The organism is Paractinoplanes rhizophilus (assembly GCF_042664765.1).
In the GTDB taxonomy this organism is placed as follows: Bacteria; Actinomycetota; Actinomycetes; order Mycobacteriales; family Micromonosporaceae; genus Actinoplanes; species Actinoplanes rhizophilus.
In genome coordinates this window covers 90,737-116,501 of the sequence record NZ_JBHTBJ010000014.1, presented here as the reverse complement: position 1 = coordinate 116,501, position 25,765 = coordinate 90,737, and the positions used below count along the sequence as shown (strand labels likewise).

Below are 25,765 nucleotides of genomic sequence, written 5' to 3'. Positions count from 1 at the left end.
GACGACCGCGGGCGAGGTGATGGCCGAGCTGGCCACCCTCGACGACCCCAAGATCCGGGAGGTCAACGGCCGGCACGGCGACGATCACGGCGTAAACCTGGGGCTGCTGCGGGCGCTGGCCAAGCGGCTCAAGACACAGCACGAGCTCGCCCGCGAGCTCTGGCCGACCGGCGACAGCGCAGCGCGGCTGCTGGCGATCCTGATCTGCCGCCCCAAGGCCTTCGGGCGGGCCGAGCTGGACGCCATGCTGCGCGAGGCGCGCACCCCGAAGGTGCACGACTGGCTGGTGAGCAACGTGGTCCGCAAGAGCCCGCACACCGAGGAGCTGCGCCGGGCCTGGCTGGCCGACCCGGATCCGATCGTCGCGAGCGCGGGCTGGGCGCTGACCACCGACCGGGTGGCCAAGAGCCCCGAGGGGCTCGATCTGGCGCGGCTGCTCGACGACATCGAGGCCGGGATGAAGGACGCGCCGGACCGCCTGCAGTGGGCCATGAACCATTGCCTCGCCCAGATCGGCATCGAGCACCCCGGGCACCGGGCCCGCGCGATCGGCATCGGCGAACGCCTGGCGGTGCTCAAGGACTACCCGACCCCGCCCAACTGCACCTCCCCGTACGCCCCGACCTGGATCACCGAGATGGTCCGCCGCCGGGGCTGAGGGCCGGCCTCACTGCGGGATCCGGACGTTGGAGTCGCCTCGAGAACGAACGTGAACGACTTGCGGATGATCTCGAGGCTCCGGTTGATGCCGCGGACATCGTCGGCAAGGTCATCGCGGCCGATCGCATGCGCGATCACATCGTCGAACTCCAGCCGGCGCGGTGCGTCGAAGCCGGCCGGGAGGACGAGCTTTTTCGAGTACGGCGTCAGGTCGGCCACGGTCAGGCCGCCGGCCGGGGTACGTCGTGGGGCGAATGCGTCACCCGGTCACCCTGGCCCACGCTCGCCGGGTTGTCGAGAGGTTGCGGATCTGGGCCGGGACGGTAGCGAAACGCGGAAGTCCGGCCCGGGCTGACCGATTTCCTTCAGGAGCCGCGCCGGCGACCGATCGCAACCGGCGTCAACGCAGGCCGCCGATGACGCGTGCCCGCGGCTTGCACGCTCCTGGGGAGGAACGGGTTGTGAAGAAGTTCCGGGCCATCGCCGCCGCCGTGCTGGCCGTCGCGCCGATCGTCGCGGTGGCCACGCCGGCCGACGCCGCCGCGCCGGCGACCGCGCAGACCTGGTCGACGCTGATGTACCGCAGCCTCAACCCGAGCGAGCTGGTCAAGTGGCGCACGATGCTGCCCGCGCTGCGCCGGACCGTCGTGACCAGCTCGGCCACCGCCACCCAGGCCGCCCGCACGCAGGCCGCCGCGCGGACCGCCGTCACCGCCGCCGCCGGCGCGAATCGCGTCGCCAAGAACCGGCACGCGATCGCCACCACCAAGCTGACCGCGGCGCGCAAGGCCGACGCGAAGCGGAAGGCCCGGGCCGCCCTCAAGCAGCGCACGACCGAGCTGACCGCGTCGGCCGTCGCGCTGCGGACCGCGCAGACCCGCTACCGCAACGCCACCGCCAAGCTCAGCGCCGCGTCCAGCGCCTGGCGCGCCGCGACCGTCGCGGTGCGCAACGCCGAGCAGAAGGTCGCCCGGGCCGAGTACGACGCCGCCGCGGCCGGCCAGGCCCGGAAGATCAGCGCCCAGGTCGTCACCGACACCCGGTCCCGGTTCACGAACGACGACGCCACGCAGGTCTACGGCATCACGGTCAACAAGACCATCGCGTACGCGTTCCAGCACATGATCGACGACGCCGCGCGCGCCGGCATCCCGCTGTCCGGCGGCGGCTTCCGCACCAAGCAACGGCAGATCGAGCTGCGGACGATCAACGGTTGCCCGGACATCTGGACCGCGCCCTCGTCGTCGTGCCGGGTGCCGACCGCGATCCCGGGCCGCTCGCTGCACGAGATCGGCCTCGCCGTCGACATGACCTCCGGCGGGAAGTCCGTCGCCCGGGACACCGTCGCGTTCAAGTGGCTGGCCGCGCACGCCGCCTCGTACGGCTTCGTCAACCTGCCGTCCGAGCCGTGGCACTGGTCGATCACCGGCAACTGAGCGCCACATCATCGCCGGTCACCGGCTGCGCCAGTTGACCCGCAGCACCCGCTCGGCCGCCGCGAACTCCGCCGACCCCTCCCCCAGCGCCAGCCGCAGCGCCGCGAGCAGCACCTCGAGCCCCTGCGGATACCGCTCGAGGGTGGTGACCGTCTGGATGATGTGCAGGCGGCCCATCGAGTTCTCCGGGATCTGCGCCCGGATCGCGGCCGGCAGCAGGTCCAGCACCGCCCGCCGCTGCTGCTCGTCGCGCAGAATCCGGAGCCCGACGAGCGCGTCCGCGATCGCGTTCAACGGGTCGAGGCCGTCGCCGGCCCGCTGCCGGTGGCGCCCGGGCGCGAAGGGGGCGCAGCGGGCCAGCACGGACCGCAGGTAGGAGGCGGCCGCCAGCGCCGCGTACGGATGCCAGGCGTCGTCCTTGGACAGGTTGTCGCCGTGGTCCGCGACGCCGCGCACCATGTACCAGGACCGGCCCGCGAGCTGGGAGCCGATCGCCACCCCCGCGCCCTCCATCTCGAACGCCAGCAGGCCCAGCTCCCCGGCCACCCCGTCGCGGTACACCCGGTCGCGCAGCAGAAGGTCGGCGCTGCCCACCCGGCCGCGGTGCGCGCGCGGGCGCCCGGGCGGGCGCGGCGGCCGGAACGGATCGCCGGCCGCCTCCAGCGCGGGCAGCCAGGGTGGCGCGCCGAGCATCTCATCGGACCGCACCTGATGGTCGGCGTCCATCCACACCGCCCCGGGCTGCTGCGCGACTCCGCGCAGGATGTCACCGCCGTCGACCCGGCGCTCGTGCCGGTAGTCGATCACCTCGGTCGCCACCACGACGTCGCCGAGCGCGACGTTGCGGGCCGGATCGTCGGACGGCACGCCGGCCGCGATGCCGCACATCACGAACGCGCGCAGGCTCTCGAAAGTGCGCGGCATGTGCCCGCAGAGCCAGGCGGCGTCCCGGGTGCCGTCGCGGGTCTGCTGGGCGACCGCGACGACGTGCGGCTCGGCGGGGCTGCTGCTCGGCAGCGTCCCGACGTGGTACGGATGCTGGTCCCCGTCGAGATGGACCGTGACGACCTCGTCGAGCACGTGCCGGACCGCCAGGGTCTCGACCGTGATCGCGGTGACGACACCGATGCTGACCAGCGACGGGTCCACCCCGCCGGGGTCGGCGTTCCGCGCTTCCCCACCGGAGCGAACGGCCACGTCGGTCAGACTTACACGCTGCCGTCGAAGAAGTACAGGGGAAACCGCGACCCGGACGGCCCGGCGGGGCGGCTACGCCACCTGGAGCCGGTGGGCGGACTTCTCGGCGTACATGGCGGCGTCGGCCCGGCCGATCAGCGCGTCCCGATCGACGGCCTCGCCGCGCCGCGCGGTCGCCGACCCGCAGGACACCCCGACGCGCACCATCGCGTCCCCGGCGTCGACCGGCAGCCGCATCAGGCTCGCCGCCCGCGTGGGCAGATCCTCGGGCCCGCGCCCGCGCCGCAGCACGAGGAACTCGTCGCCGCCGACCCGGCCCACGACGTCGCCGTCCGCGGCCGCGCCGGCCAGCCGGGACGCCACGGTCCGCAGCACCGCGTCGCCGGCCCGGTGCCCGTGCCGGTCGTTGACCGGCTTGAAGCCGTCCAGGTCGAGCAGCAGCACGGTGACCTGGTCCAGCGTGCCGTTCGCCAGGTCGGCGAGCGCGCGGTCGATCTCGGACACCACGTGCCGCCGGTTGTGCAGCCCGGTGAGGTCGTCGTGGTGGGCGTGGTGAGCGAGGGTGCGCTCGGCCCGGCTGCGCAGCAGCGACATCTGCCGCAGGCGCAGCAGCACGAGCGGCACCGCGAGCATGGTCCCGACCGGCAGCAGCACGCTGGCCGAGGCGTCGCCGCGCACCGCCTGGATCGCGGCGATCAGCGGGTTGGCGCACAGGGCCAGACCCATCCGGAGCAGCGGCGGGTTGCCGGTCACCTCGCGGGCCGGCCGGTCCGGGTCGGTGACCATCGGGGCGGCCGGGTGCAGCGGCGCCGCCGCGATGGTCAGGAACGCGATCATCAGCAGCACCGCGGTCGGGATGGCGCTGCCGTGCGAGGCGGTGAGCACGCCGGTGACCTGCGCGGCGAGCGTGACGCCGCAGCACAGCACGAGGTAGGCGACCGGGCCACGGGCCCGGCGGGCACGGATGCCGATCCGGGCCAGCGCGCCCAGCACCGCGGCGAGCACCGCCACGTCGGCCAGCGCGAGCATCGAACCGAGCGGGGTGGCCGCCGGGGTGAGCCGGGGTGAGATCAGCCAGGCCCAGACCGGCCCGGCCATGCACACGCCGAAGAGGGCCGCGTCGAGCAGGCCCGCGAAGTCATTGGCGCCGTGCCTGCGCAGCACGCCCGCCGCGCCGGCCAGGAACAGCAGGTGCGCGGCGGCGATGCCGAAGTCGGCGGGCCGGCCCTCGGCGCGCCCGAAGTGGTGCCCGGGCACCCATTGCGACCAGAAGGCGAAGCTCACCGACAGCAGCACCAGCCCCGCGGTGGCGATCAGCCAGGGCCGGCGGTCGGCGAGGTGGCCGGTGCCGAGGGCACCGGCGAAGGTCGCGATCGGCACGAGGGTGACCAGGGAGAAGATCAGGGTGCGCAGGTGCGGGCCCGCCATCGCGTACGCCGTCCCGGCCGTCACCACGGCGAGGAGGAAGGCGATGTGCACCGGCCAGGCCGGCGCGGCCGTGCGCGGCCACCTCGTCATGATCTCCCCCTGTCGCCGATGCCCGCCCATCGGCAACGCGCGACCCCGGATAAGGAGATTCGGCGCCGGGAGTCAGCACGCGGGCCGGGATCAGCAGGCGGGCAGGCGCACGGTGACGGTGGTGCCGACGTTCTCGGTGGAGTCGACGTCGATGGTGCCGCCGTGATTGTCGACGATCTTGCGGCAGATCGCGAGGCCGAGGCCGGTGCCCGGCACGGCCTGCCGGATCGCGTTGGTGGCCCGGAAGAAGCGCACGAACAGCGCCTGCTGCTCGTCGGCCGGGATGCCCATCCCGGTGTCGGCCACCACCAGCACCGCCTCGCCGTCGTCCGGCCACGCGTGCACGGTCACCGTACCCGCGGCCGGGGTGAACTTGACCGCGTTGCCGAGCAGGTTGGCCAGCACCCGGTCGAGCTGCACCCCGTCGCCGCGCAGCGGAAGCGGACCGCGTACCTCGGCATGCAGCCCGACCGACGCCTTGGCCGCCGCCGGGCCGATCTCCGCGAGGGCCCGCTCGACGACCTCCGCCAGGTCCACCTCGCCCGGCTCGCTGCGGAAGCCGCCCGACTCGATCCTCGACAGCGTGAGGATGTCCTCGATCAGCTCGCGGAGCCGGCGGGCGTTGCGGGCGATGACCTCGAGCATCCGCTCCTGCGCGTCGGTGAGCTCGCCGGGATCGGCGTCGCGCAGCAGCTCGACGTAGCCGGAGATGCTGGTCAGCGGCGTGCGCAGCTCGTGCGAGACGGTGGCCATGAAGTCGGTCTTGGCGGCGTCGAGCGCGCGGAGCCGGGCCAGCAGCTCCTCCTCGCGCCGGTGCGAGCGCTCGGTCTCGGCGTCCTTGACCACGCTCGCCCGGCGGGCCCGCTCCACCTCGTGCCCGAAGGCGAGCACGGCCGCCGCGCCCCCGGCGAGGAAGCCGGCGGCGAACGCCGCGAGCCTGCGCATCGACCCGGCTCCGCGCAGGCCGCGCTCAGGCCCGTGCCCGGCTCAGCAGCGCCTGGATGCGTGAGACGAGCTCGCGGGGACTGAACGGCTTGGTCACGTAGTCGTCGGCGCCGGCGCTGAACCCGCCCTCGACGTCCTGTTCCTGGACCCGGGCGGTGAGCATGATGATCAGCATGCCGCTGGTGGCGGGGTCGGCGCGCAGCATCCGGCAGACGTCGATGCCGGACAGGCCGGGCATCGAGACGTCGAGCACGGCGAGCGCGGGCTGCCGGCCGCGGGCCTGCTCGAGCGCCGTCCGGCCGTCCTCGACGCCGATCACCTCGAAACCGGCCTGCTCGAGCTTGAAGGCGACCAGGTCACGGATGTCGGCGTCGTCGTCGGCGACCAGCACCACCGTCACGGCTGCTCCTCGGAGGTAGCCCAACTTTCACCACTAATCGGCACCATATCTGGATATCTGAGGCGTGTCGGGCGCTCCGCGAAGCTCGCAGACGGCAACCGGTCCGCAACCCGGCGGCATCGCTTCTGCATCCTTGATCGCTTTTCCTGATGGCACGACGCCCGCCGTTCCAGCCAGGTTGGAGGATCCGATGACCGCCGTGATCGATGACGTCCGCACCGAAGCACTGTTCGTGTCGGACCTGCAGCGGTCCCAGCAGCCGACCGCCGAGGTGATCCGCGAGGCGGTGACCGCCATGGTCGCCCGCCTCGGCGAGGCCCGCTGCGCCGAGCTCGTGGCCCAGGAGTTCGGCGAGCATCCCGACTGCGCGCCCGACCGGATGCGGTGGGCACGGTCGGCCATCCGGCTGGCCTTCGCCTGACACGCGCCGGGACGGGGTGGCGCGGTTGCCGCCCGCGCCCTAAGCTTCCCGGCATGCACGCGCGATTGAGCATGTGGTGGCCCGCCAGACCGGCGGCCACTCTCCCCCGCGCGTAACACACCGCGGCCGCCTCCCCGAGGCGGCCGTTGTCGTTGATGGCCCTCCGCCTCGGCCGGCAGTCGCCCGCCCAGGAAGAGGACAGCCATGATGCCCTTCGCTCTGCTCCACCGCGACGGCGCCGACCACGTCGAGGTGCTCACCGGCGACGTGATCACGGTGGCCACGCTCGCCGAGATCCCGGTGGAGCGCGGCCGGGAAACGCTCGCCCTGATCCCCCATCGGCAGATCGCCGAGCGGGGCTTCGCGTGCGTCGACGACGGCACCCCGCTCGAATGTTTGCTGATCAAGGAGCGGGGCGCCCTGCCGCTGAGCGCGTTCCCGCCGGGCGAGCTGACCCTCACCCCGGGCGGCTTCGATCTCTCCGACCAGGAGTACGGCGAGATCGTCGAGGCGGTGCTGCGCGACGAGATCGGCCACGGCGAGGGCGCGAACTTCGTGATCCACCGCGTCTTCGAGGCGTCCGTCGAGGGCGATCCGGTCGAGGCCGCGCGGGCCGCGTTCGGCCGGCTGCTCGCCGGCGAGCAGGGCACCTACTGGACGTTCCTGGTGCACACCGGCACCCGCACGCTGGTCGGCGCCACCCCGGAGCGGCACGTCAGCGTCGCCGACGGGATCACCATGATGAACCCGATCAGCGGCACCTTCCGGCACGGCGACGACCGGGACCTGCTCGACTTCCTCGCCGATCCCAAGGAGATCGAGGAGCTCTACATGGTGCTCGACGAGGAGCTCAAGATGATGGCGAAGGTGGCCGAGCACGGCGGGCAGGTGGCCGGCCCGTACCTCAAGCGGATGGCCCACCTCACCCACACCGAGTACCTGCTGGCCGGGCGCGGCTCGCTGGACGTGCGCGAGGTGCTGCGCGAGACGATGTTCGCGCCGACCGTCACCGGCAGCCCGATCGAGAACGCGTGCCGGGTGATCGCCCGGCACGAGCGCCGCGGCCGCGGCTATTACGGCGGGGTGCTGGCGCTGCTCGGGCACGACGACGAGGGCCGGCAGACGCTGGACGCCCCGATCCTCATCCGCACCGCCGAGATCTTCCCGGACGGCCGGCTGCGGGTCCCGGTCGGCGCCACGCTGGTGCGGCACTCGACCGCCGGCGGCGAGATCGCCGAGACCCATGCGAAGGCGGCCGGCGTCCTGGTCGCTCTGGGTGCACAGGGTCGCGCTGCTTTTCCCGTACGCGTGGAACTGGAGTCACCCGAAGTGCGTGCCGCCCTCGCGGCGCGCAACCACGACCTGGCCCGCTTCTGGCTCGACTCGCGGGCGCCCGGCGCGCTCACCGTGCCCGCGCTCGACGGCCGGACCGCGGTGATCGTCGACGGCGAGGACACCTTCACCGCCATGCTCGCCCACCAGCTCAAGGCCCTCGGCCTGACCGTCGAGGTGGTGCCGTGGCAGCGGTTCGACGCGCTGCGGGAGGCCGACCTGGTCGTGGTCGGTCCCGGCCCGGGCGACCCGGACGATCTCACCGACCCCAAGATGGCGGTGCTGCGCGACCTGGTCGCCGACCTGCTCGCGGCCCGCCGCCCGCTGCTCGGCGTCTGCCTCGGCCACGAGATCCTCGCCGTGCTGCTCGGCCTGCCCCTGCACCGCCGCGACTCGCCCTACCAGGGCCTGGCCCGCGACGTCGAGTTGTTCGGCCGGACCCGGCGGGTCGGGTTCTACTCGAGCTTCGCGGCGATGTCCGACGCGGACGTGCTGGACTCGCCGCTCGGCCGCGTCGAGATCGCCCGCGACCGGCAGGACGGCACGGTGCACGCGCTGCGCGGCCCGGGCTTCGCCGGCGTCCAGTTCCACCCGGAGTCGGTGCTCAGCCGCGACGGGGTGGCGGTGCTCGGCGAGATCCTGCCGGCATTGATGTCCGGCGTGGTTAGCCCGGCCGCGAACGGGTAGCGAAGGGACTAACCGGTGGTTCAAGGGGATCGAGAGCCTCCGCTTGGACCACCGGCCCCGGCTCGCGTTGCGCCTGGTCGAGGCCCTGCACGGCCCGATCATCGACGCCGTCCCGTCGCTCGACGAGTCCCTCGCCATCTGGGACGCGACGGTCCCGCTCCTGCGCAGCAAGGTCTTCTTCGAGCTGAAGCGCGGCCGCGGCTGACGTTTTCGGCGCGGCGCGACCGGGTATCCGCGTCGCGCCACGTCACGCATCTCACGAGGGGGTCATCATGGCGGAGCCTCAGGTCACCTTGGACCCGGCCGGCCTCAACCCGGTGGAGGACAAGCTGCGCGGCCCCCTCGAGGAACAGCTGACCTCGGCCCTGCGGGCCGCAACCGACAAGACCAGGCACACGTACGCCGGCGAGAGCGTCGACGCGGTCGCCGAGACCCTGCTCCGCCGCACGAAGTCGGCCCTGCACCCGGACATCGCCGCGGGCTTCCACCCCGACCCCGCCGAGCTGCGCCACGTCGCCGAGCAGATCGTCGCCGACGCCGACACCGGCGACATCCCCCGCCCGCGCGCGTAGGCCGCGCGACCCTCCGCCGCCGGGCGGGCCCTCGCGCGTCGGCGGTGGCCCGCCAAGTCCACGGATGCGGCACTCCACGCCCCGCGCGCTATTCGAGCCGGTAGACCTTCGACTCCCTCAGTTGGAAGCCGAGCCGCTCGTAGAGCCGGTTGGCCGCCGCCCGCGAGGGCCGCGACGTGAGGTCGACCGTCTTGGCGCCGTCGGTCCGCGCGAGCCGCACGGCTTCCCTGGTCAGCGCGGCCCCCACGCCGTGCCCACGAGCGCTCTCGTCGACGACGACGTCCTCGATCCAGGCCCGCAGTCCGGTCGGGATGGGGAACACGACCAGCGTCAGCGTCCCCACGACCGCGCCGTCGAGACGCGCCACCAGGAGGCGGTTGCCCGGCTGGCCGGCGATCGCCCTGAGCCGATCGGCGTCGAGTGGCGCGGCGGACCGCGAGAGCTGGGGCAGAAGTCGCCCGAACGCCGCTACCAGCTCGTCGCTGACCTCTTCCACGACCTCGATGGCGACGCTCATGGACCCCGACTCTAGACGTGGGCCCGTGGTCGCGGCAGGCGTGGGTCCGGCGGAGCCCGGTCAGGCGCGCGTCGCCACCAGGACCATGCGGTTGTGGTCGGCGTTGAGGGGCGCGCCGTCCTCGCCGTACCCGTGAATGTCTTGGAAATCGGCGGCGGCGCACCAATCTCTCAGCTCGGGGAAGGCGTAGAGGCGCTTCAGGAAGGTCAGGGTCCGGGCCCGGCCGGCGCGGATCACCGTGCGCTCGACGGTGAAGCGGGCGGTCAAGGGGTCGTAGTGGTGGCGGTCCACCAGCATGTCGCCGTCGGGGAGGCGGGCCGTGATGCGGGACGGGGTGAGGGTGGCGAGGAAGCGCGGGAGGTTGTCGAGGTCCATGATGAGGCGGCCGCCGGGGCGGAGGACGCGGGCCATCTCGGCCAGGACGACGCGGTTGGTGGGGTCGTCGAAGTAGCCGAAGGCCGTGGTCCAGTTGACGACGCGGTCGAAGCGGGCCGTCCAGGAGGCCGGTAGCTGCCGCATGTCGCCCTCGACGAACTCGGCGACGGCGCCGGCGCGGGCGCGCTCGAGGAACACCGTGGACGAGTCGAGGCCGGTGACCTCGCAGCCGCGGCGGGCCAGCTCGTTGGCCAGCGTGCCGTGACCGCAGCCGACGTCGAGGACGCGCATGCCGGGCGAGAGATCGAGCAGCCGCCAGACGAGGTCGGCCGCGGTAGAAGCGCCGCTGTACGCGGTGCCGACGATCGGACCGTGCGTCGGCGCCGACGCCGAGTCGGCGAAGAAATGCAGGTAGTCGTCGTCGTACATGGCCGCGGCATCGAAGAGGTCGCTCACGGCCCGATCCTAGATCGGCCTCAGACGGGGTCCTCGACGTAGCCGGCGGCGGACATGCGCTCGGCCAGCAGGCGCAGGCCGCTGCGCAGGCGGGACTTCGCGGTGCCCTCGGGAATGCCGAGCTCGATCGCCACCTGGCGATAGGAAAGGCCGTAGTAATAGGCCAGGGCGATCGCGTCGCGATAGAGGGCGGGCAGATCGCGTACGCACTCGCGGACCGCCTTCGCCTGGGCGGCGCCGACCACGTCGTCCTCCACCGTGGGCTCGACCGGGGCCTGGCCGGCCAAGCGGGTCAGGTGGGTGCGCTGGGCGGACTGGCGGCGCAGCAGGTCGATGGCGCGGCGCCGGGCCAGCATGCAGAGCCAGGTGCGCAAGCTGCCGGTGTGCGGGTCGAAGCGCTCGGGGTGGCGCCACAGCTCGACGAAGGCCTCCTGGACGGCGTCCTCAGCCCAGCACGGGTCGCCGGTGATCCGGGCGGCCAGGGCGTAGGCCGACGGCGCGTGCCGATCGTAGGCCTCGGTCAGCGCGGACTCGTCGGCGGCGACGAGCATGGCGCGCAGCCGTACGTCGTCGGCGTGGGAGCGCACGTCACTCACACCCCAGGGTGGCGGCGACGGTCAGCAGGTCGAGCGCGGCCGCCCGGGAGCCGTCGATCACGGCGACGGCGGGCGTGACCGGGACCCGGCCGGCCATCAGGCGGCCGAAGCGGTCGGCGGGGATCTCCACGTGGGCCAGCGCCGGCGCGGAGGAGCCGGACGAGGTGGACAGCGGCACGACGTGGGAGGCGCTGCCGGGGCCGGTCAGGGCGAGACGGATCGCGCCGGAGCGGCCGCGACCGGCGGCGTCCATGGCGCCGGGGAGCAGCGCGAGGCCGAAGTCGACGATGCGGGCCAGGTGCGCGGGCGACGGCGCCTCGGGCGGCAGCGAGACCGCCGCGCGGATGTCGTCGCGGTGGATCCACGTCTCGAAGGCTCGCTGCATCATGGCCTCGCGCAGCGGCCGCCGCATCGGTGTCTTGCCGGCCAGCCGCACGGGACGGCTCAGCAGCGACTCCTCGGCCGGCCCGACCGTACGCATCAGCAGATCGGACCGGTCGCGCCAGAGATCGCGGGCCCGGGCGGAAGCCGGCACGGGAGAACCGCGTTCGTCGGGCCGGGCGGAAGCCGGCCCGGGCGAATCGGAAACCGGCACCGCGGTGCCCAGGTCGGCGAGCACGTTCCCGTCGTTGCCGGCGAGGTGGCGGACCAGGTCCTCGACCGTGCGGCCGTCCGTGGTGGGCAGCGACCACTGCGCCGGCGACAGGGAATCGATCAGCACCTCGAAATCGGCGGCCTGTGACACGTACGCGGAAAAAGCCGAACCCGGCGACGGCGGCCGGGCCCGCACCGCGGCCGCGAGCACCCGCGACCGCAACGCCGGAGGCGGCGGCGCGGAGTGCGAGGACGCCAGCCAGTCCGCGGCCTGCCGGGCCAGCGAGACGTGCGCCGAGCACCGCGCGCACTCGGCGACGTGCGGGCCCACGTCCGGCACGTCGCCGAACGCGAACTCCTCCAGCAGGTCATCGGGGTGGTCCATCGCCGACGGACGATACGCGGCGGTGGCGGGCAGGCACAGGACCCGGACAAATGCCGGACAGAACGATCCGATCGGGCTCGGTGTGCGAACACCGGGCATGCGCACGCGGAGAGCACCGCTGAGGTGGACGTTCGTCAATCAGGACCCGACGCCCACCGCGGACCTGCTGCACGAGTTCGTCGCCGGCCGGCGTCGCCACGACATCCCGGCCGTGATCACGACGCTGTCCGAGGACTGCCTGGTGATCGAATCCGACGGAACGGCCCACCAGGGGCACGACGAGATCGAGCGCTGGCTGCGGCAGGACCGGACCGACGACTGGGTGATCGTGACCGCGGCGGCGACGCCCGACCTGCTGATCGCCGAGTGGCGGCGCGGCGGCCAGGAGGGCGTCACGATCGCCCGGCCGCGCGCGGGCGTCATCGGCTACCTGCGCGAATACGTGACGACGGCCTCGGAGAATTGACCCGGTTGCTCCGGCTGTGCGAGCTTGATCAAATGAAGACGTTCGCGGAGGCGACCGCGATCACCGCCCGGGAGGACGGCGCCTACCGGGCCGAGCTCGACCCGCAGTGGGCGGTCGGCGACAAACTTCACGGCGGCTATCTCATGGCGGTGCTGGGCCGGGCGGTGTCGGCCGCGGCCGGGCACGAGCATCCCGTCGCGGTGACCACCTCGTTCCTGCGGCCGCCGGTCGCCGGGCCGGCGACGATCTCGGTGACGCCGCTGCGCCAGGGCCGGGCCACCTCGCAATACCGGGCCGGCCTCGAGCAGGACGGCACGGTCTGCGCCGAGGCACTGATCACCCAGGGCGGGCTGGACGACGCCGAGCCGTTCTGGAGCGCGGCGCCGCCGCCCGAGCTGCCGCCCGAGGACGAGTGCCTGCTGCTGCCCGCGATCGCGCCGGGCGCTCCGTTCGCCGTACCCCTGCTGGATGTCGTCGAGCATCGGCTGGACCCGGCGTCGCTCGGGTTCGCCACCGGGCAGCCGTCGAAGAGCGGGCGGACCGGGGCATGGCTGCGGCTCGCGGACGGCTCGGACTGGGACCCGCTGAGCCTGCTGGTCGCGCTCGACCTGGCGCCGCCGATCTCGCTGACGCTGGGCGTGGCCGGCTGGGCGCCGACCATCACGTTCACCGCCTACCTGCGGCGGCTGCCGGCGCCGGGCCCGCTGCGGGTCACCATGCACGCCGCCGAGATCACCTCGGGGCGGATGGACGAGACGGCGCTGGCCTGGGACACGAAGGGCAACCTGGTCGGCCAGGCGACGCAGCTGGCCGCCATCCGGCACTGAACGGCCCCTACCGGGGCCGGCCGGGTGCCCTTACCATCGCCCGGTGCGAATTCGACCGGTCCTCGCCGCGACGTTGCTGAGCGTGCTCACCGCCGGGACGCTGAGTGGGTGTCACTCCGCATCCGGCGCCGCCGAAGCGCCATCGTTCGTGGACTCCGCGGCCCCGTCGGCACCTTCGCCCGATTTGTCGGCCGGGCCGTCGGCGTCCGTGCCGGCGTCGGCCTCACCATCGACCCCCGCCTCGGCCTCGGCAACCCCGCCGGTCAAGCCGAAGACCCTGCCCAAACCGGGTAATCCGAACGGGCACGCCGCGGTGCCGTCGACCGCCCGCCCGGTCGACACCAGCAAGCCCACCCGCAAGATCGGCAACGGCACCGCCGCGAGCTGCACCTCGGCCGCGGTGGTCAAGGCCGTCGCCGCCGGCGGCATCATCACGTTCGACTGCGGGCCGGTGCCGGTGACGATCACGATGACCGCGACCGCGAAGGTCCGCAACACCGTCAGCAAGGTCGTCCTCGACGGCGGCGGCCGGGTCACCCTGGACGGCGCCGGCAAGCGGCGCATCCTCTACCTGAACACGTGCGACGCCAAGCAGGGCAACGCCGGCGGCTCGTGCATCGAGCGGACGACGCCCAAGCTCGTCGTGCAGAACATGGCCTTCAAGAACGGCAACAGCACCGGCGAGAAGCTCAACGAGGGCGGTGGCGGCGCGATCTTCGCCTACGGCGGGTCGCTCCGGGTGATCAACTCGCGCTTCACCGGCAACAAATGCGATCGTACGGGCCCGGACCTGGGCGGCGGCGCGGTCCGCATCAGCTATCAGGGTGGCGACAACACCGTGTACGTCGTGGGCAGCACGTTCACCGGGGGTTCGTGCTCGAACGGCGCCGCCCTGAGCAGCCTGCACGCCCGCTGGGTGGTGCTGAACAGCGTGCTGAGCGGCAATTCGGCGGTCGGCAACGGCGCCAACCCGGCCCGCGCGGGCACCCCGGGCGGCGGCAGCGGCGGCGCGATCTACATGGACGGCGACACGATCAAGCTGACCGTCGACGGCACGATCATCGAGAAGAACCACGCCAAGGAGGGCGGCGGAGCGATCTTCTTCGTCAGCAACGACCGGTCGGGCACGCTGACGATCCGCAACTCGAAGCTGCGCAAGAACCCGAGCGACGGCTTCGAGACCTTCCCCGGCGTGTTCTACCTCGGCAAGGGCGACCCGGTCATCTCCGGCTCGACGGTGAGCTGACCCGGCGGGCGGACGCTAGGTGGGCTCGCCGCCCTGGCAGTGCCGCCATCGCCAGCGCCCGTCGACGAGCTCGACCAGGCCGGAGACCCGGTAGGCGAACTCGTCGGCGACGCCGGTGTCGGCCCGCACCTCGCCTTCGGCCTCGGTGAAGACATAGGCCTGGTCACCGTGGCGATGGACGGTCGCGGCCGTCACTTTCCACGCGTACGCCTCAGCGCGCCGGAAAACCTTGCCCAGCAGCGCGGTCAGCGCGTCCCGGCCGTTCGCGGTCTCGCCCCGCTCCGATCCGGCGTAGCCGACGCACTCGCCGGGCACGAAGCAGGCCAGGGCGGCGTCCAGATCGCGGGCGGCGAAGGCGGCGCTCAGGTCGCGGACGGCGTCAAGCGGTTCGCTCATGCGACGAGGACTTCCTCTCGGTCGTCCGCGTGCCGGGGAGCCTGCGCCACGATCGGGACGGGGGCCGCGGTGGGCTCGACGGCCGCGACCAGCAGGCCCGGCGCCGCGGTGAGCTCGACCGGCGGCAGCCAGCGGGCGTGCCGCGGGCGGTAGGCCGGCGTCTGCTCCGGCCCGCGCATGCCGGGCAGGAACAGGAAGCCGAACGTCACGACCGCCCCGAGCAGCCCGGCCCCGAGCAGTGTCGCGCGCACGCCGATCCAGCCCGCGATCGGCGCCGCGAGCGCATAGGACAGCGGCAGCAGCGCCGTGGACACGAACCAGTCCACGCTCGACACCCGGCCGAGCATCCGGGTCGGCACCAGCCGCTGCTTGGTCGTCGCCCAGGCCACCGTTCCGGCCGCCTCGAGCCCGTTGACCACCACGCACGCCAGCGCCAGCTGCCATGTGGCGGTGGCCGCGCCGTACCCGGCGACCGCCAGGGTGGCGACGGCCCACGTTCCATACATGTAGGAGATGAACTTGCGCGGGATGCCGATCCACCCGACCGTGAGCGCGGCCGCGATCGCGCCGAGGCCGCCCGAGGTGAGCACCAGCGAGAGCGCGGTCGCGCTGCCGCCCAGCTCGGTCTTCACCACATACGGCAGCAGCACCTCGGTCGGGCCGACGAAGAGCAGGTAGGTGAAGGTCGCGGAGAGGAACGTGCCCCACAGCCAGACGTGCCGCCGGACGTACGCGATGCCCTCGCGCATCTCCGCCCAGAGCGACTCGCCGCCCGATTCCTCGGAAACCTCGGACAACGAGCGGCGCATCGCCAGCAGGCAGGCCACGGACACGGCGAATGTCAGGCCGTCGACCGCGAACGCCCACCCCGCCCCGCCCACCGCGATGACCGCGCCGGCCAGCATCGGCCCGAAGATCTGCAGCCCGGCCGGCCGCACGAACTGGTCGAGCGAGTTGGCCGCCACGAGGTCGTCGGCCGGCACGATCCGTGGCACCAGCGCGTCGAACGCCGGGCCGAAGAACCCCGCCCCCGCGCCGTACACGACGATCAGCGCCAGCAGCATCCACAGCGACGTCAGCGCGCCGGTGAGGGTGAGCACGGCGACGACCGCCATCACCGTCCCGCGGAGCAGGTCGGAGGCGAGCATCACCCGGCGCGGGTCGAAGCGGTCGCTGATCACCCCGCCCAGCAGCAGCGTCACGACCTGCGGGAGGGACAGGGCGACGCCGACCGCGGACATCGCGGCCGGCACCCCGAACAGGTCGTACACCTGCCAGGCCAGGGCGACCAGCAGCATGCCGTCGCCGATCAGCGACGCGCTCAACCCGGTCCACAGCAGCCGGAACTGCCGATGGCGCAGGGGCGTCAGCGGACCGGCGAACGTGATCAACGCCGGAGCTTCCCGGCGTCGGCGAGCTCGGTGATGACCGCGTTGAGCTGGTCCAGCTCGGCGTCGGTGTTGGCCGCCGTGACCTGGGCCCGGAAGCCGACCTGGTCGCGCGGCACCAGCGGGTACGCGGCGAGCGTGACGTAGATGCCCCGCTCCCAGAGCAGCTTGCCGACCTCGTCGATGTCCTCGCCGGCGGCCAGCGGCAGCTCGATCACCGGCGTGCTGCCGGTGTTCGGGGTGAAGACCCCGAGGCCGCGGACGTGGTCGAGCACCTTCATGGTCTTGCGGTACAGGTCGGCCCGGATGGCGTCGCCGCGCTTCTCGTTGACGTCGAAGCCGGCCATCACGGTGGCGAGCGACGCGGTCGGGGCCGGGCCGGAGTACAGATACGGCGGGGCGGAGACCTTGAGGTGGTTCTTCAGCCAGGTGGGCAGGGCCAAGAAGGCCAACAGCGACGAGTACGACTTGGAGAAGCCGCCCACGAGCACGACGTTGTCGTACGACTCGCCGCAGAACTTGACGATGGCGTTGCCCTTGATGCCGTACGGGGACATCTCGTTGGCCGCCCGCTCACCGATCACGCCGAAGCCGTGCGCGTCGTCGACGTAGAGCAGCGCGCCGAACTCGCGGGCGAGCGCGGCGAACCCGGCGATGTCGGGCGCGTTGCCGGTCATGCTGTTCACGCCGTCCATGGCGATCACCTTGGGCACGCCGCCGGGCGCCGCGCGCAGCAGCTCGCGCAGGTGCTCGAGGTCGTTGGCCCGGAAGCGCTGCACGGTCGCGCCGAGGCCACGGGCGTACATGCTGCCGTCGTAGATGGTCTTGTGGGCCTGCGAGTCGAGGAAGACGTAGCCCTTGCCGGCCAGGATCGGCAGCACCGACATGTGGATGTGCGTGATGGTGGGCAGCACCAGCGTGTCGGGGGCGTCGAGCAGCTCGGTCAGGCGCTCCTCGATCTGCGGGTAGATCGACGGGTTGCCGAGCAGGCGCGACCAGCTGGGGTGCGTGCCCCAGCGGCGCACCTCGGGCTCGATGGCGGCCGCGATCTCGGGCTCGAGGTCGAAGCCGAGGTAGTTGCAGGAGGCGAAGTCGGACAGCCAGTGGTCGCCGACCCTGATCCGGCGGCCGTCGATCTCCTCGATGACGGCGTCGTACATGGGGTTGCCGCTGCGCAGCCGTTCCAGATCCGCCCAGCGGCCGTCCCGCTGGACGAAATCGAGACCGGTAAGAGGCGCGAGGGACATGTGCTTCCTTCCAACTACTTACTTGAGGGGGTGACGGTGGTGCCGGTGGTGCTGATGCCGAGCCGGGCGCCGATCTCGTCGGCGGTGACCGGCTTGGAGAACAGATAGCCCTGGCCGTACGGGCAGCCCATGGCGGCGAGCGCGGCGCGGTGCCCGTCGAGCTCGATGCCCTCGGCGACGACGTTGAGCTCGAGCGTGCGGGCCAGGCTGACGATGGTCTCGACCAGCGCCATCTGCTGGGCGCTGTGCAGGATGTCGTCGATGAACGACTTGTCGATCTTGAGAACGTCGACCGGCATCTGGCTGAGATAGCTCAGCGACGAGTAGCCGGTGCCGAAGTCGTCGATCGCGATGCGGATGCCCATGGCGCGCAGCTCACGGAGGTCGGCCCAGACCTGGTCGGCGTCGTGCAGCACCAGGCTCTCGGTGATCTCCAGCAGCAGCCACTCCGGCCGGGCGCCGGTCTCGGCGAGCACCTCGCGCACCTGGTCGACGAACCCGGGCGCCCGGAACTGCCGTGCCGACACGTTCACGCTGATGTACTTCAGCGACCCGCCGCCCGGCGCGGCCCGCCAGCCGGCGAACGTCTCCAGCGCCTCCCGCAGCACCCAGCCGCCGATCGCGACCACCGAGCCGTTCTCCTCCGAGAGCTCGATGAACTCGTTCGGGCCGAGCAGTCCGCGCAGCGGGTGCTGCCAGCGCACCAGCGCCTCGAGCCCGATCATCTCGCCGGTGGGCAGGTCGACGATCGGCTGGTAGCGCAGCCGCATCTGGTCGCCGGGAACGGCCTCGACCAGCGCCGAGCGCATCTCGAGCCGGCGGATCATCTCCTGGTGCAGCTCGTCGCGGTACAGCCGCCAGGTGCGCTTGCCGTCGGTCTTCGCGACGTACATGGCCACGTCGGCCCGGCGCAGCAGCTCGGTGATGCCCTCGGTGTCGCCGCTGGTCGCGACACCGACGCTGGCGGCGCCGCTGACCAGGTGCAGGCCGCCGGTGCCGTCGGTGACCTCGATCGGCTCGCTGAGCGCGACGACGATGCCCTCGGCGACCCGCTCGACCTCGCCGGGGTCGGTGATGTGCTCGATGAGCACCGCGAACTCGTCGCCGCCGGTGCGGGCCGACATGTTCAGCGGGCCGGCCACCTCGGCGATCCGCCGGCCGACCGCGACCAGCAGCTGGTCGCCGGCGCCGTGCCCGAGCGTGTCGTTGACCTCCTTGAAGTCGTCGAGGTCGACGAAGAGGACACCGACCAGGCAGCGGACGCTCTCGGCGGAGAGGGCGGCCTGCTCGAGCCGGTTCTGGAACAGCGAGCGGTTGGCCAGCCCGGTCAGCGAGTCGTGGTACGCCTGGTGCGCGAGGTCGCTCTCGAGGCGGCGCCGCTCGGTGACGTCCCGGATGGTGATGACCAGGCCGCCGACGGCCGGGTCGTCGCGCAGGTCGCGGCAGGTGACCTCGACCTGCAGCAGCAGGTCGTCGCCCGAGATCGCGGTGAGGTCGACGCCGTCGCGGGAGCCGCGGCCGCTGCCGGTCTGCTCGAGCAGCGCGCGCAGCTCGGCGTGGTCGGTGCTCGCGAACAGCCGGACCAGCGAAGTGCCGACCAGGTCGGTGCGGCCGAAGACGGGCAGCGCGGACGGGCTCGCGTACCGGATCTCCTCGTCGTCGCCGACGATCAGGATGACGTCGGAGGCGCTCTGGATCAGCGCGCGGAAGTAGTCCTCGCTGCTGCGCCGGGTGAGCTCCCGGGTCAGCGTGATCCGCTGAACCGCGAGCGTGCCCTGCGCCATCAGCGCCTCGAAGGACGGCTGCAGCGTGGTGAGCACGTGGTCGTCGGCGGCCAGGTACGCGCGGTCGCGGCGGGGCGGGTTGCCGTCGACGGAGCCGAAGACCGCCTCGCCGTACAGCGCCGACTCGAAGCCCTCGCATTGCGCGGCCACGACGGCCGGCAGCTCGGCGACCGGCGCCCAGCCGGTGCCGACCAGGCCGGTGTCGTCGCCCGGGTCGGCGACGCCCCGGACGTAGCAGAACCGGTACTCCTCGCCCTCGGGCACCAGCGCGGCGACGGCCTGCCGGAGCGCTTCGCCGGCGTCGAGCTCGCTGCTCGCCGCGACCAGGTCGGCCGCCGAGATGCGCAGCGTCCGCTCGCGGGCCGTGTTCTCCCGCTGCGCCTGGATCAGCCCGGCCACCCGGGCCATCACCAGCAGGAACATGGTGCCGGACGCGGTGGCGATCATGATGGCGTCCTCGACGCCGTCGGTGAGGTCCTCGACCACCAGCACGGCCGGGGCGATCAGCGCCGCCAGCGCCATCGCGGCGAGCCGCCGGCCGCCGCCCACGGTCTCGGTGGCGGCGTCGCCACCCGAGGTGAGCCGCCGCATCGACGGGTGCAGCGCGGCCAGCCCGAGCGCGGTGTAGAAGAAGATCCAGCCGGAGTCGGTCGGGCCGCCCACCTGCCAGGTGCCGTCGAGCTGCCGCAGGCCGTACACCACGTCGGTGGCCAGCAGCGCGGTCACGCCGGTCGCCAGCGTGGTCAGCGCGACCGGGCGGCGGGTGCCCGCGGTGACCAGGCGCAGCAGCATGGCCAGCGCCAGCACGTCGCCGAGCGGGTACGCGGCCGAGGTCAGCTTCTCCAGCAGCCCCATGTGGTCGTCGCGCACGTACGGCGAGATCAGGAAGACCCAGGACAGCAGGCCCAGGCCGGCCGTCGGCACCAGCGCGTCGAGCAGCGCGGCCCGGTTGTCCGCCCCCGACCGCGCCCGGATGAAGATCAGCAGCGCGACCGCGAGCATCGGGTAGACCAGCAGGTAGAACCCGTCGGCCAGGGACGGGAACGGATTGTCGCGCCCCAGGAAGTCGGTGAGGATGTTGTAAGTGGTGTCCCCGGCGGTGAAGCTCACCAGCACGGCCGACAGCAGGTACCACGGCAGCCGCTTGGCCGGCCGGTGCACCTGGACGCCGACGACCACCGCGAGGGCCGCGGAGAGCCCGATCGCGGCCCAGGAATACATGCTGAGCGCCGGGAAGGCATAGAACAGCGCGGTCAGCGCCACGATCCAGGCGGCGAAGCACGACTGCAAGCGCGCGGGCGACATCCGTGCTCCGTTCTGCGTCGGGAGGGCCGGGGGTTGAGGCCCTTCGCATCGGCAGCCGGTCACGCAGTGTTAGCTTCCGCGCGGACAAATCCGCTGAGCGACGAGCGCCTGCCCGACCGATCACGCGGGAGCGAGGCGGGGTCCGGGCGCTGGCTCATCCGGCCCTGGCTCATCCGGCCCTAACTCATCCGGCCCAGCGCCCGGCGGAACCGGGCCAGGTCCCGGCGGCGCGCTTCGAGCGTGGCGGCCAGCACGACCAGCAGCAGACCGCCGGCGGCGAGCGGGATCCAGCGCGGGATCAGATCCCAGACGAGCCCGATCTCGTGCAGCGCGACCAGCCCGAGCGTGCCGGCCCCGGCGAGCAGCGGGGCACGCAGCCGCAGCCGTGCGCCGGCCAGCAGAACGGCGAGCGCGGCGATCCCGAGCAGCAGGCGGCGCAGGTGTTCGCCGTCATGCGTGAGCACCAGCGCCAGGCTCGGGAGCAATCCGCCGATCAGCGCCGGGCCGTAGGTGGCCCAGCTGGGCGTGTGGTCCCGCCGGGCGACGATGGCGGCGGCCAGTGCCAGGACGCTTGCGATGATCGTGTACGCCTCGAGCACCGTCCCCGCGGGCGCCGCGACGGTCACGCCGAGCAGGGTGAGCACCAGCCCGGGCGCGGCGGCCGGCGCACCCGGCCGGCGGGCGGCCAGGCCCACGAGAAGGAGGGCCGCCACCGTGGCCGCGGCAACCGCCCGGACCTGGGCGACGGCGCTCAGCTCGAGGGCCGCCGTGGTGGTCCAGGCGATCGCGGGGATCGCGCTCAACGCGACAAACAGGCCGACTTCGGACAGGACGGTGCCGGCCGCACTGGCACCGGCGCCAGCCGCGTTGGCACCGGCGCTGGCCGCGTTGGCACCGGCGCTGGCCGCGTTGGCACCGGCGCTGGCCGCGTTGACGCTCGCCGCGTTGGCGTTAGCTGCGTTGGCGCTCGCTGCGCTGACTCTCCCCGCGCCGGCGCTCGGCGGGCTGGCAATCTCCGCGCTGGCGCTTCCCTCGTTGGCGGTCGTCGCGTTGGCGATCGTCGCGTTCGCGATCGTCGCATTCGCGGTCGTCGCGTTGGCGGTCGTCGCGTTGGCGCTGATCGGGGTGGCGCTCCGCGCGCGGGCGGCCACGCCCGCTCCGAGCAGGGCGATCGTGGTGAGAACCGCGGCGGCCGTGGCCGGGCGGCCGAAGCCGGCGATCAGGGCGTGCGCGCTCAGCAGGGCGGCGGTGACCAGCTGGCTCACGAAGGTGACGAGGGAGTCGGAGGTGGCGATGCGGACCGCCGTGGCGGCCGTGTTGGGGATCGCGGGGGAAGCCGCGGCGGACAGCGCGGCGGCTCGGGCAGCGGGGACGTGCAGAGCGGGAGCGGCGCGGCGGGCGGCCAGGAATAGGGCCGCGGACACGACGACCAGGTCCACGATCGGGCCGTTCCACCACGGGAGCCGCAGGCCGGCCGGAAGGGCCAGGGCGATCACGGCGGCGCCGCCGAAGAGGGACGCGAGGCGCAGGCGGGGCGGGACGGTGCCGAACAGGACGGCGGTGACCAGGGCCAGCGCGGCGGGGAGTTGCCAGCCGGGTCCGGGAACCGTCCGCGGCCACGCCGCGTGGAAGAACGGGGTCGCCGTGACGAGGGTGTTGAGCCCGGACACGGCGGCGGGCACGAACGCGACGAGGATGGAGACGACCGCGAAGCCGTAGGCGGCCGGGAGGCGCCGGGCGACCGAGCCAAGGGCGACCGGGCCAAGGGCCGGCTTCAAGGCGGTGGGGTTCGCGGCGACGAGGTTCAGGGCGGCCAGGGCGCCGAAGGTCAGCGACCAACCGGCGGCGCCGGGGTGCGCCGGAGCTACCAGCAGCGGGAGGGCCGGCTGGAACGCGACGAGGGCCGCGTAACGCGCCGCGGTCACGTGGGTGAGCAGGGCGTAGGCGGTGGCGGTCGCGGCGGTGACGGCGAAGACCAGGCCGGCGTAGCGGGCGGGGGACATCCTGGTTACGCCGAGCAGGTTCACGTACCAGGCGGCGTACCCGTCAAGAAGGGTGAGCAAAAGGCCGACGGCGGCCATGGTCTCGGCGGTGGCCGTCAGGCCCCGCCGCAGCGCGACCGGGGGCACGGCCAGGGCGGCGACGGTGGCCACGGCCAGGAGGGTGGCGCGGCCGGCCATGCCGAACTGGGACCACGCCACGGCGGCGAAGACGATCGCGGCGGAACCCAGGAGGAGGCCGCCGAGGACGAAGAGAAGGGTTTGCACGCCGTTGCCGCGTTTCGGTGCCGCGGTCGTGCGTACGCGTGCCGCGGCCGCATGCCGCCGCTGCCACGCCTGATTGATACGGATCTCCAGGTCGCGCACGACGTGCTGGGCGGTGGCCAGCTCGGCGATCAGCGCGCCGATCTCGGCGTCGGTGCGGATCACCTCGGCGGCGTCGTGGTCGGGACCGCGGCCGCAGGTCGGGCAGCCGGACTCCAGGGAGGCCGGGGCGCCGCAGTTCGGGCAGGGATACGTCACGTCGTTGATCCTTGTGGCGCGCGGGGGTGCGGAACTGAGCACGGATACTCAGGCCGCGGCGCGCGACGACTCAGATCACCAGCGGCCGCGGGGCTACCCGGATCACCAGCGGTTGCGGGCCTCCTCGGCCCAGCCGGTCAGGCCGTCCAGGTCGACGCGGGCGCCGGTGTCGGTGGTGGCCCAGCCGGAGAAGTGGCCGAAGCACTGGTGGATCTCGCTCGCCACCACGGCCAGGTTGGCGCGGGCGACCCGCTCGTGGAACGGCTCGAAGCGGGCGTCCACGCGCTCGCCGTGGATGCGCCACGGGCGTCGCCGGTCGCGGCGGTCGTACTCCCAGGTCAGGTCCTCGCTGATCTTGTGGAGGCGGCCGTCGAGGAAGAGCGCGTTCTCGGTCGAGCCGGTGCCGTCGGTCCAGCGGCCGCCCAGCTGGATGGCCCGGCCGGGAGCGGCGCCGGCGGCCCAGTTCCAGGCGGCGGAGTAGGGCCAGCGGCCGCGACCGTGGTCGAGCACCGCGAAGCCCTGGCCGACCACGTGCTCGACGTCGCCGAGCCGCAGCGCGCCGTGCACGGGCCGGCCGAGGTCCTTGAGCGTGTACTGGAACCGGCGGGTGCTCCACGGCACGACCACGCCGAGCGACTCGTGGCCCTCGACGGCGGGGACGACCAGATCGATCTCGATGCCGCGGGATCGCGCCGTGATCGCCGTACGCGTCGGGGTCTGCTCGATTTTGATCGTGAGGTTCCTGGCCCGCATCGAGACCAGGCCCGCGCCGGCGTGGGCCGGAAGCCGCACCGTGCGGTCGAGGGGAACGGTGGCGTCGACGCGGGTCTCGCGGCCGCTCGCCCGGTCGAGGAGGTAGAGGCCGTGCACGCCGGCGTAGTCGAGCGACGAGACGACGAGGCCGAGGATGTGGCCGGGGGTGACGATGCCCCAATACTCCCAGCGCTTGGTGCGGCCCCAGCCGCGCAGGTTGGCGCGGTGCCGGGGACCGCGCGTCCAGCCGACGGCGGCCGGGTTGAGACGGCCGCCGGGCAGGCACAGATCGACCGGCTCGCTGATCTCCCGCTCGTTGATCATGGCGGGCAGGCTATCCCAGGCGCATGGAATCGATCGATACGGAAAAGCATCGGTCGGTGGGCAAGTTCTCGCTGACGCTCGCTCTTTGTGGCGGGTATTTCCTGGTTCTGCTCGACGTGACGGTGGTCAATGTGGCGCTGCCGTCGATCGGGGCGGGGTTGCACGCGTCATCGTCGGGACTGGCTTGGGTGGTGGATGCCTATACGGTGCCGTTGGCCGCCCTCCTGCTGGCCGCCGGTGCGGTGGGTGATCGGCTGGGACATCGCGCGATCGTTTTATCCGGATTTATCGGGTTCCTCGTTGCCTCGGTGCTGTGCGGAGCCGCCGGGAACTTGCCGGCGCTGATCGGCGGGCGGGCGCTGCAAGGGGTGTCGGCGGCGCTGATGTTGCCGGGGACGCTGGCGCTGCTCAGCTCGTCGGCGGTCGATGACCAGGCGCGCGCCCGGGTGGTGGGGCTGTGGGCGGCCGTCGGCGGGTGCGCGCTGCCGGCCGGGCCGTTCATCGGCGGGCTGCTGGTGCAGGGCGTGGGGTGGCGGGCCGTCTTCTGGCTCAACGTGCCGGTGATCGTGCCGGCGCTTGTTCCGGTCCTGCGGTTCCGCCCGGCGCGGGCGACGGCCGGTGGGCGGGTCGACTGGCTCGGGGCCGCGGCGCTGGCGGTGGGGCTGGGGGCTCTCGTGACGGCGATCATCGAGCGGGAAGCTCTGCTCCTGCCGGTGGCGGCCGCCGGGGCGGTCGCGCTCTGGGTGGTCGAGCGGCGGGCCGATCCGCCCCTGCTCTCGGTGCCCTCCCCCGCGCGGTGGCCGCTCGCCGCCGCCTGTGGTGTCGCGGGCTTGATGAATTTCTGCGCGCTCGGCGGGCTGTTCCTGCTCACCCAGCTCTTCCAGGACGTGCACGGGCTCTCGCCGCTGGCCGCGGGGTTGCTCCTGCTGCCGGGGATGCTGCCCTTGCCGCTGCTGGGCGCGCCCTCGGGCCGGCTCGTGCACCGGATCGGCGCGTGGCGCACCTCGGCGCTGGGGCTGGCGCTGGCGGCGGTGGGGTTCGCGGGGATCGCGCTGTCGGCCGGTCGGCCGATGTACCCGGTGCTGCTGGTGGCGCTGGCGGTGTGGGGCGCGGGGCTGGGCATCCTGACGCCGGCGATCGTCAGCGCCGCGATGCGGACGGTGCCGTCGGCGCCGGGGATCGCCTCGGGGGCCAGCAATACGGCGCGGCAGACGGGTGGTGCGCTCGGGGTGGCCGTGTTCGGGGCTCTCGCGGGTAGCGCGGCCGGCGGTGGCTTCGGCCGGCACGCGGTGTGGTTGTTCGTGGCGGGGGCGGTGGCGTTCGCGGTGGCCGCAGCGTTCGGCGTGGTTTACGAGGGTTCGTCGGTGCCGGTCGGCGTATCCGCTGAGCGTTGAGGACGCAGCGCGGGGCGGCCTC

General features: G+C 73.2%; 25 protein-coding genes. 10 read left to right on the top strand and 15 right to left on the bottom strand.

Annotated features, from left to right (window positions below):
• The first annotated feature begins 19 nt into the window (after positions 1-19).
• Positions 20-658, top strand: coding sequence for a DNA alkylation repair protein (locus tag ACFQS1_RS20495; protein WP_378970784.1), 639 nt, complete (start codon positions 20-22; stop codon positions 656-658).
• Here ACFQS1_RS20495 and ACFQS1_RS20490 read toward each other — a convergent pair.
• Entirely contained in the window at positions 583-879 is a 297-nt protein-coding gene (locus ACFQS1_RS20490; RefSeq protein ID WP_378970629.1) for a hypothetical protein, read from the bottom strand. The two genes, ACFQS1_RS20495 and ACFQS1_RS20490, sit on opposite strands and share 76 nt — an antisense overlap.
• 242 nt (positions 880-1,121) lie before the next feature.
• Here ACFQS1_RS20490 and ACFQS1_RS20485 point away from each other — a divergent pair, with 242 nt between their 5' ends.
• Positions 1,122-2,096, top strand: coding sequence for a M15 family metallopeptidase (locus ACFQS1_RS20485; protein ID WP_378970626.1), 975 nt, complete (start codon positions 1,122-1,124; stop codon positions 2,094-2,096).
• A gap of 18 nt (positions 2,097-2,114) precedes the next feature.
• Here the strand turns inward: ACFQS1_RS20485 and ACFQS1_RS20480 are convergent, their stop codons facing one another.
• From ACFQS1_RS20480 to ACFQS1_RS20465, 4 genes are all read right to left on the bottom strand, one after another.
• Positions 2,115-3,293: an effector-associated domain 2-containing protein gene (locus ACFQS1_RS20480; protein ID WP_378970624.1), complete on the bottom strand. Its 1,179-nt coding sequence runs from the start codon at positions 3,291-3,293 to the stop codon at positions 2,115-2,117.
• A gap of 72 nt (positions 3,294-3,365) precedes the next feature.
• The gene (locus tag ACFQS1_RS20475) at positions 3,366-4,811 is read right to left on the bottom strand and encodes a GGDEF domain-containing protein (protein ID WP_378970622.1); all 1,446 of its coding nucleotides are present in this window, start codon (positions 4,809-4,811) and stop codon (positions 3,366-3,368) included.
• 90 nt (positions 4,812-4,901) lie between these two features.
• Positions 4,902-5,756, bottom strand: a complete 855-nt coding sequence (locus ACFQS1_RS20470; protein ID WP_378970619.1) for a sensor histidine kinase — start codon at positions 5,754-5,756, stop codon at positions 4,902-4,904.
• Positions 5,757-5,781: 25 nt separating this feature from the next.
• The gene (locus ACFQS1_RS20465; RefSeq protein WP_378970617.1) at positions 5,782-6,156 is read right to left on the bottom strand and encodes a response regulator transcription factor; all 375 of its coding nucleotides are present in this window, start codon (positions 6,154-6,156) and stop codon (positions 5,782-5,784) included.
• A 190-nt stretch (positions 6,157-6,346) separates the two neighbouring features.
• Between ACFQS1_RS20465 and ACFQS1_RS20460 the strand changes: the two genes are divergently transcribed.
• The 4 genes from ACFQS1_RS20460 to ACFQS1_RS20445 all read left to right on the top strand — a co-directional run bounded on the left by ACFQS1_RS20460 (position 6,347) and on the right by ACFQS1_RS20445 (position 9,168).
• A complete protein-coding gene (locus ACFQS1_RS20460; protein WP_378970615.1) occupies positions 6,347-6,577 on the top strand; it encodes a hypothetical protein in 231 nt (76 codons plus the stop codon).
• A gap of 204 nt (positions 6,578-6,781) precedes the next feature.
• On the top strand, positions 6,782-8,596 hold the full coding sequence (locus ACFQS1_RS20455; protein WP_378970612.1) for an anthranilate synthase family protein: 1,815 nt from the start codon (positions 6,782-6,784) through the stop codon (positions 8,594-8,596).
• Between the two features lie 43 nt (positions 8,597-8,639).
• On the top strand, positions 8,640-8,801 hold the full coding sequence (locus ACFQS1_RS20450; protein ID WP_378970610.1) for a hypothetical protein: 162 nt from the start codon (positions 8,640-8,642) through the stop codon (positions 8,799-8,801).
• Positions 8,802-8,868: 67 nt separating this feature from the next.
• A complete protein-coding gene (locus ACFQS1_RS20445; protein ID WP_378970608.1) occupies positions 8,869-9,168 on the top strand; it encodes a hypothetical protein in 300 nt (99 codons plus the stop codon).
• Positions 9,169-9,256: 88 nt separating this feature from the next.
• Here ACFQS1_RS20445 and ACFQS1_RS20440 read toward each other — a convergent pair whose 3' ends face one another.
• The 4 genes from ACFQS1_RS20440 to ACFQS1_RS20425 are packed head-to-tail and all read right to left on the bottom strand — an operon-like array spanning position 9,257 to position 12,091.
• Positions 9,257-9,685 carry a GNAT family N-acetyltransferase gene (locus ACFQS1_RS20440; protein WP_378970606.1) on the bottom strand — a complete coding sequence of 143 codons (429 nt, stop codon included), beginning with the start codon at positions 9,683-9,685 and terminating at the stop codon, positions 9,257-9,259.
• Positions 9,686-9,745: 60 nt separating this feature from the next.
• Positions 9,746-10,516 carry a class I SAM-dependent methyltransferase gene (locus ACFQS1_RS20435; protein ID WP_378970604.1) on the bottom strand — a complete coding sequence of 257 codons (771 nt, stop codon included), beginning with the start codon at positions 10,514-10,516 and terminating at the stop codon, positions 9,746-9,748.
• Between the two features lie 20 nt (positions 10,517-10,536).
• The gene (locus tag ACFQS1_RS20430; RefSeq protein WP_378970601.1) at positions 10,537-11,112 is read right to left on the bottom strand and encodes an RNA polymerase sigma factor; all 576 of its coding nucleotides are present in this window, start codon (positions 11,110-11,112) and stop codon (positions 10,537-10,539) included.
• Positions 11,105-12,091 carry a maleylpyruvate isomerase family mycothiol-dependent enzyme gene (locus ACFQS1_RS20425; RefSeq protein WP_378970599.1) on the bottom strand — a complete coding sequence of 329 codons (987 nt, stop codon included), beginning with the start codon at positions 12,089-12,091 and terminating at the stop codon, positions 11,105-11,107. The genes ACFQS1_RS20430 and ACFQS1_RS20425 overlap by 8 nt, the downstream gene beginning before the upstream one ends.
• Before the next feature lie 97 nt (positions 12,092-12,188).
• On the opposite strand from ACFQS1_RS20425, the gene ACFQS1_RS20420 reads away from it, so the two are divergent.
• The 3 genes from ACFQS1_RS20420 to ACFQS1_RS20410 are packed head-to-tail and all read left to right on the top strand — an operon-like array spanning position 12,189 to position 14,630.
• On the top strand, positions 12,189-12,557 hold the full coding sequence (locus ACFQS1_RS20420) for a nuclear transport factor 2-like protein (RefSeq protein ID WP_378970597.1): 369 nt from the start codon (positions 12,189-12,191) through the stop codon (positions 12,555-12,557).
• 32 nt (positions 12,558-12,589) lie between these two features.
• Positions 12,590-13,384 carry a thioesterase family protein gene (locus ACFQS1_RS20415; protein ID WP_378970594.1) on the top strand — a complete coding sequence of 265 codons (795 nt, stop codon included), beginning with the start codon at positions 12,590-12,592 and terminating at the stop codon, positions 13,382-13,384.
• Positions 13,385-13,427: 43 nt separating this feature from the next.
• Positions 13,428-14,630, top strand: coding sequence for a hypothetical protein (locus tag ACFQS1_RS20410; RefSeq protein WP_378970592.1), 1,203 nt, complete (start codon positions 13,428-13,430; stop codon positions 14,628-14,630).
• A 15-nt stretch (positions 14,631-14,645) separates the two neighbouring features.
• On the opposite strand, the gene ACFQS1_RS20405 is transcribed toward ACFQS1_RS20410, so the two are convergent.
• The 6 genes from ACFQS1_RS20405 to ACFQS1_RS20380 all read right to left on the bottom strand — a co-directional run bounded on the left by ACFQS1_RS20405 (position 14,646) and on the right by ACFQS1_RS20380 (position 24,349).
• Positions 14,646-15,026: a nuclear transport factor 2 family protein gene (locus tag ACFQS1_RS20405; protein WP_378970589.1), complete on the bottom strand. Its 381-nt coding sequence runs from the start codon at positions 15,024-15,026 to the stop codon at positions 14,646-14,648.
• Entirely contained in the window at positions 15,023-16,417 is a 1,395-nt protein-coding gene (locus ACFQS1_RS20400) for an MFS transporter (protein ID WP_378970587.1), read from the bottom strand. Before ACFQS1_RS20400 ends, ACFQS1_RS20405 begins: the two co-directional genes overlap by 4 nt.
• Positions 16,414-17,661 (bottom strand): aminotransferase class I/II-fold pyridoxal phosphate-dependent enzyme, encoded by a 1,248-nt coding sequence (locus ACFQS1_RS20395; RefSeq protein WP_378970584.1) that lies wholly within the window; start codon positions 17,659-17,661, stop codon positions 16,414-16,416. The genes ACFQS1_RS20400 and ACFQS1_RS20395 overlap by 4 nt, the downstream gene beginning before the upstream one ends.
• Before the next feature lie 14 nt (positions 17,662-17,675).
• Complete coding sequence (locus tag ACFQS1_RS20390) at positions 17,676-20,750, bottom strand: putative bifunctional diguanylate cyclase/phosphodiesterase (protein ID WP_378970582.1); 3,075 nt, start codon at positions 20,748-20,750, stop codon at positions 17,676-17,678.
• A 179-nt stretch (positions 20,751-20,929) separates the two neighbouring features.
• On the bottom strand, positions 20,930-23,272 hold the full coding sequence (locus ACFQS1_RS20385; RefSeq protein WP_378970579.1) for an SCO7613 C-terminal domain-containing membrane protein: 2,343 nt from the start codon (positions 23,270-23,272) through the stop codon (positions 20,930-20,932).
• Between the two features lie 102 nt (positions 23,273-23,374).
• Complete coding sequence (locus tag ACFQS1_RS20380) at positions 23,375-24,349, bottom strand: DUF2804 domain-containing protein (RefSeq protein WP_378970577.1); 975 nt, start codon at positions 24,347-24,349, stop codon at positions 23,375-23,377.
• 23 nt (positions 24,350-24,372) lie between these two features.
• Here ACFQS1_RS20380 and ACFQS1_RS20375 point away from each other — a divergent pair, with 23 nt between their 5' ends.
• Complete coding sequence (locus ACFQS1_RS20375) at positions 24,373-25,743, top strand: MFS transporter (protein WP_378970575.1); 1,371 nt, start codon at positions 24,373-24,375, stop codon at positions 25,741-25,743.
• Positions 25,744-25,765 lie beyond the last annotated feature (22 nt).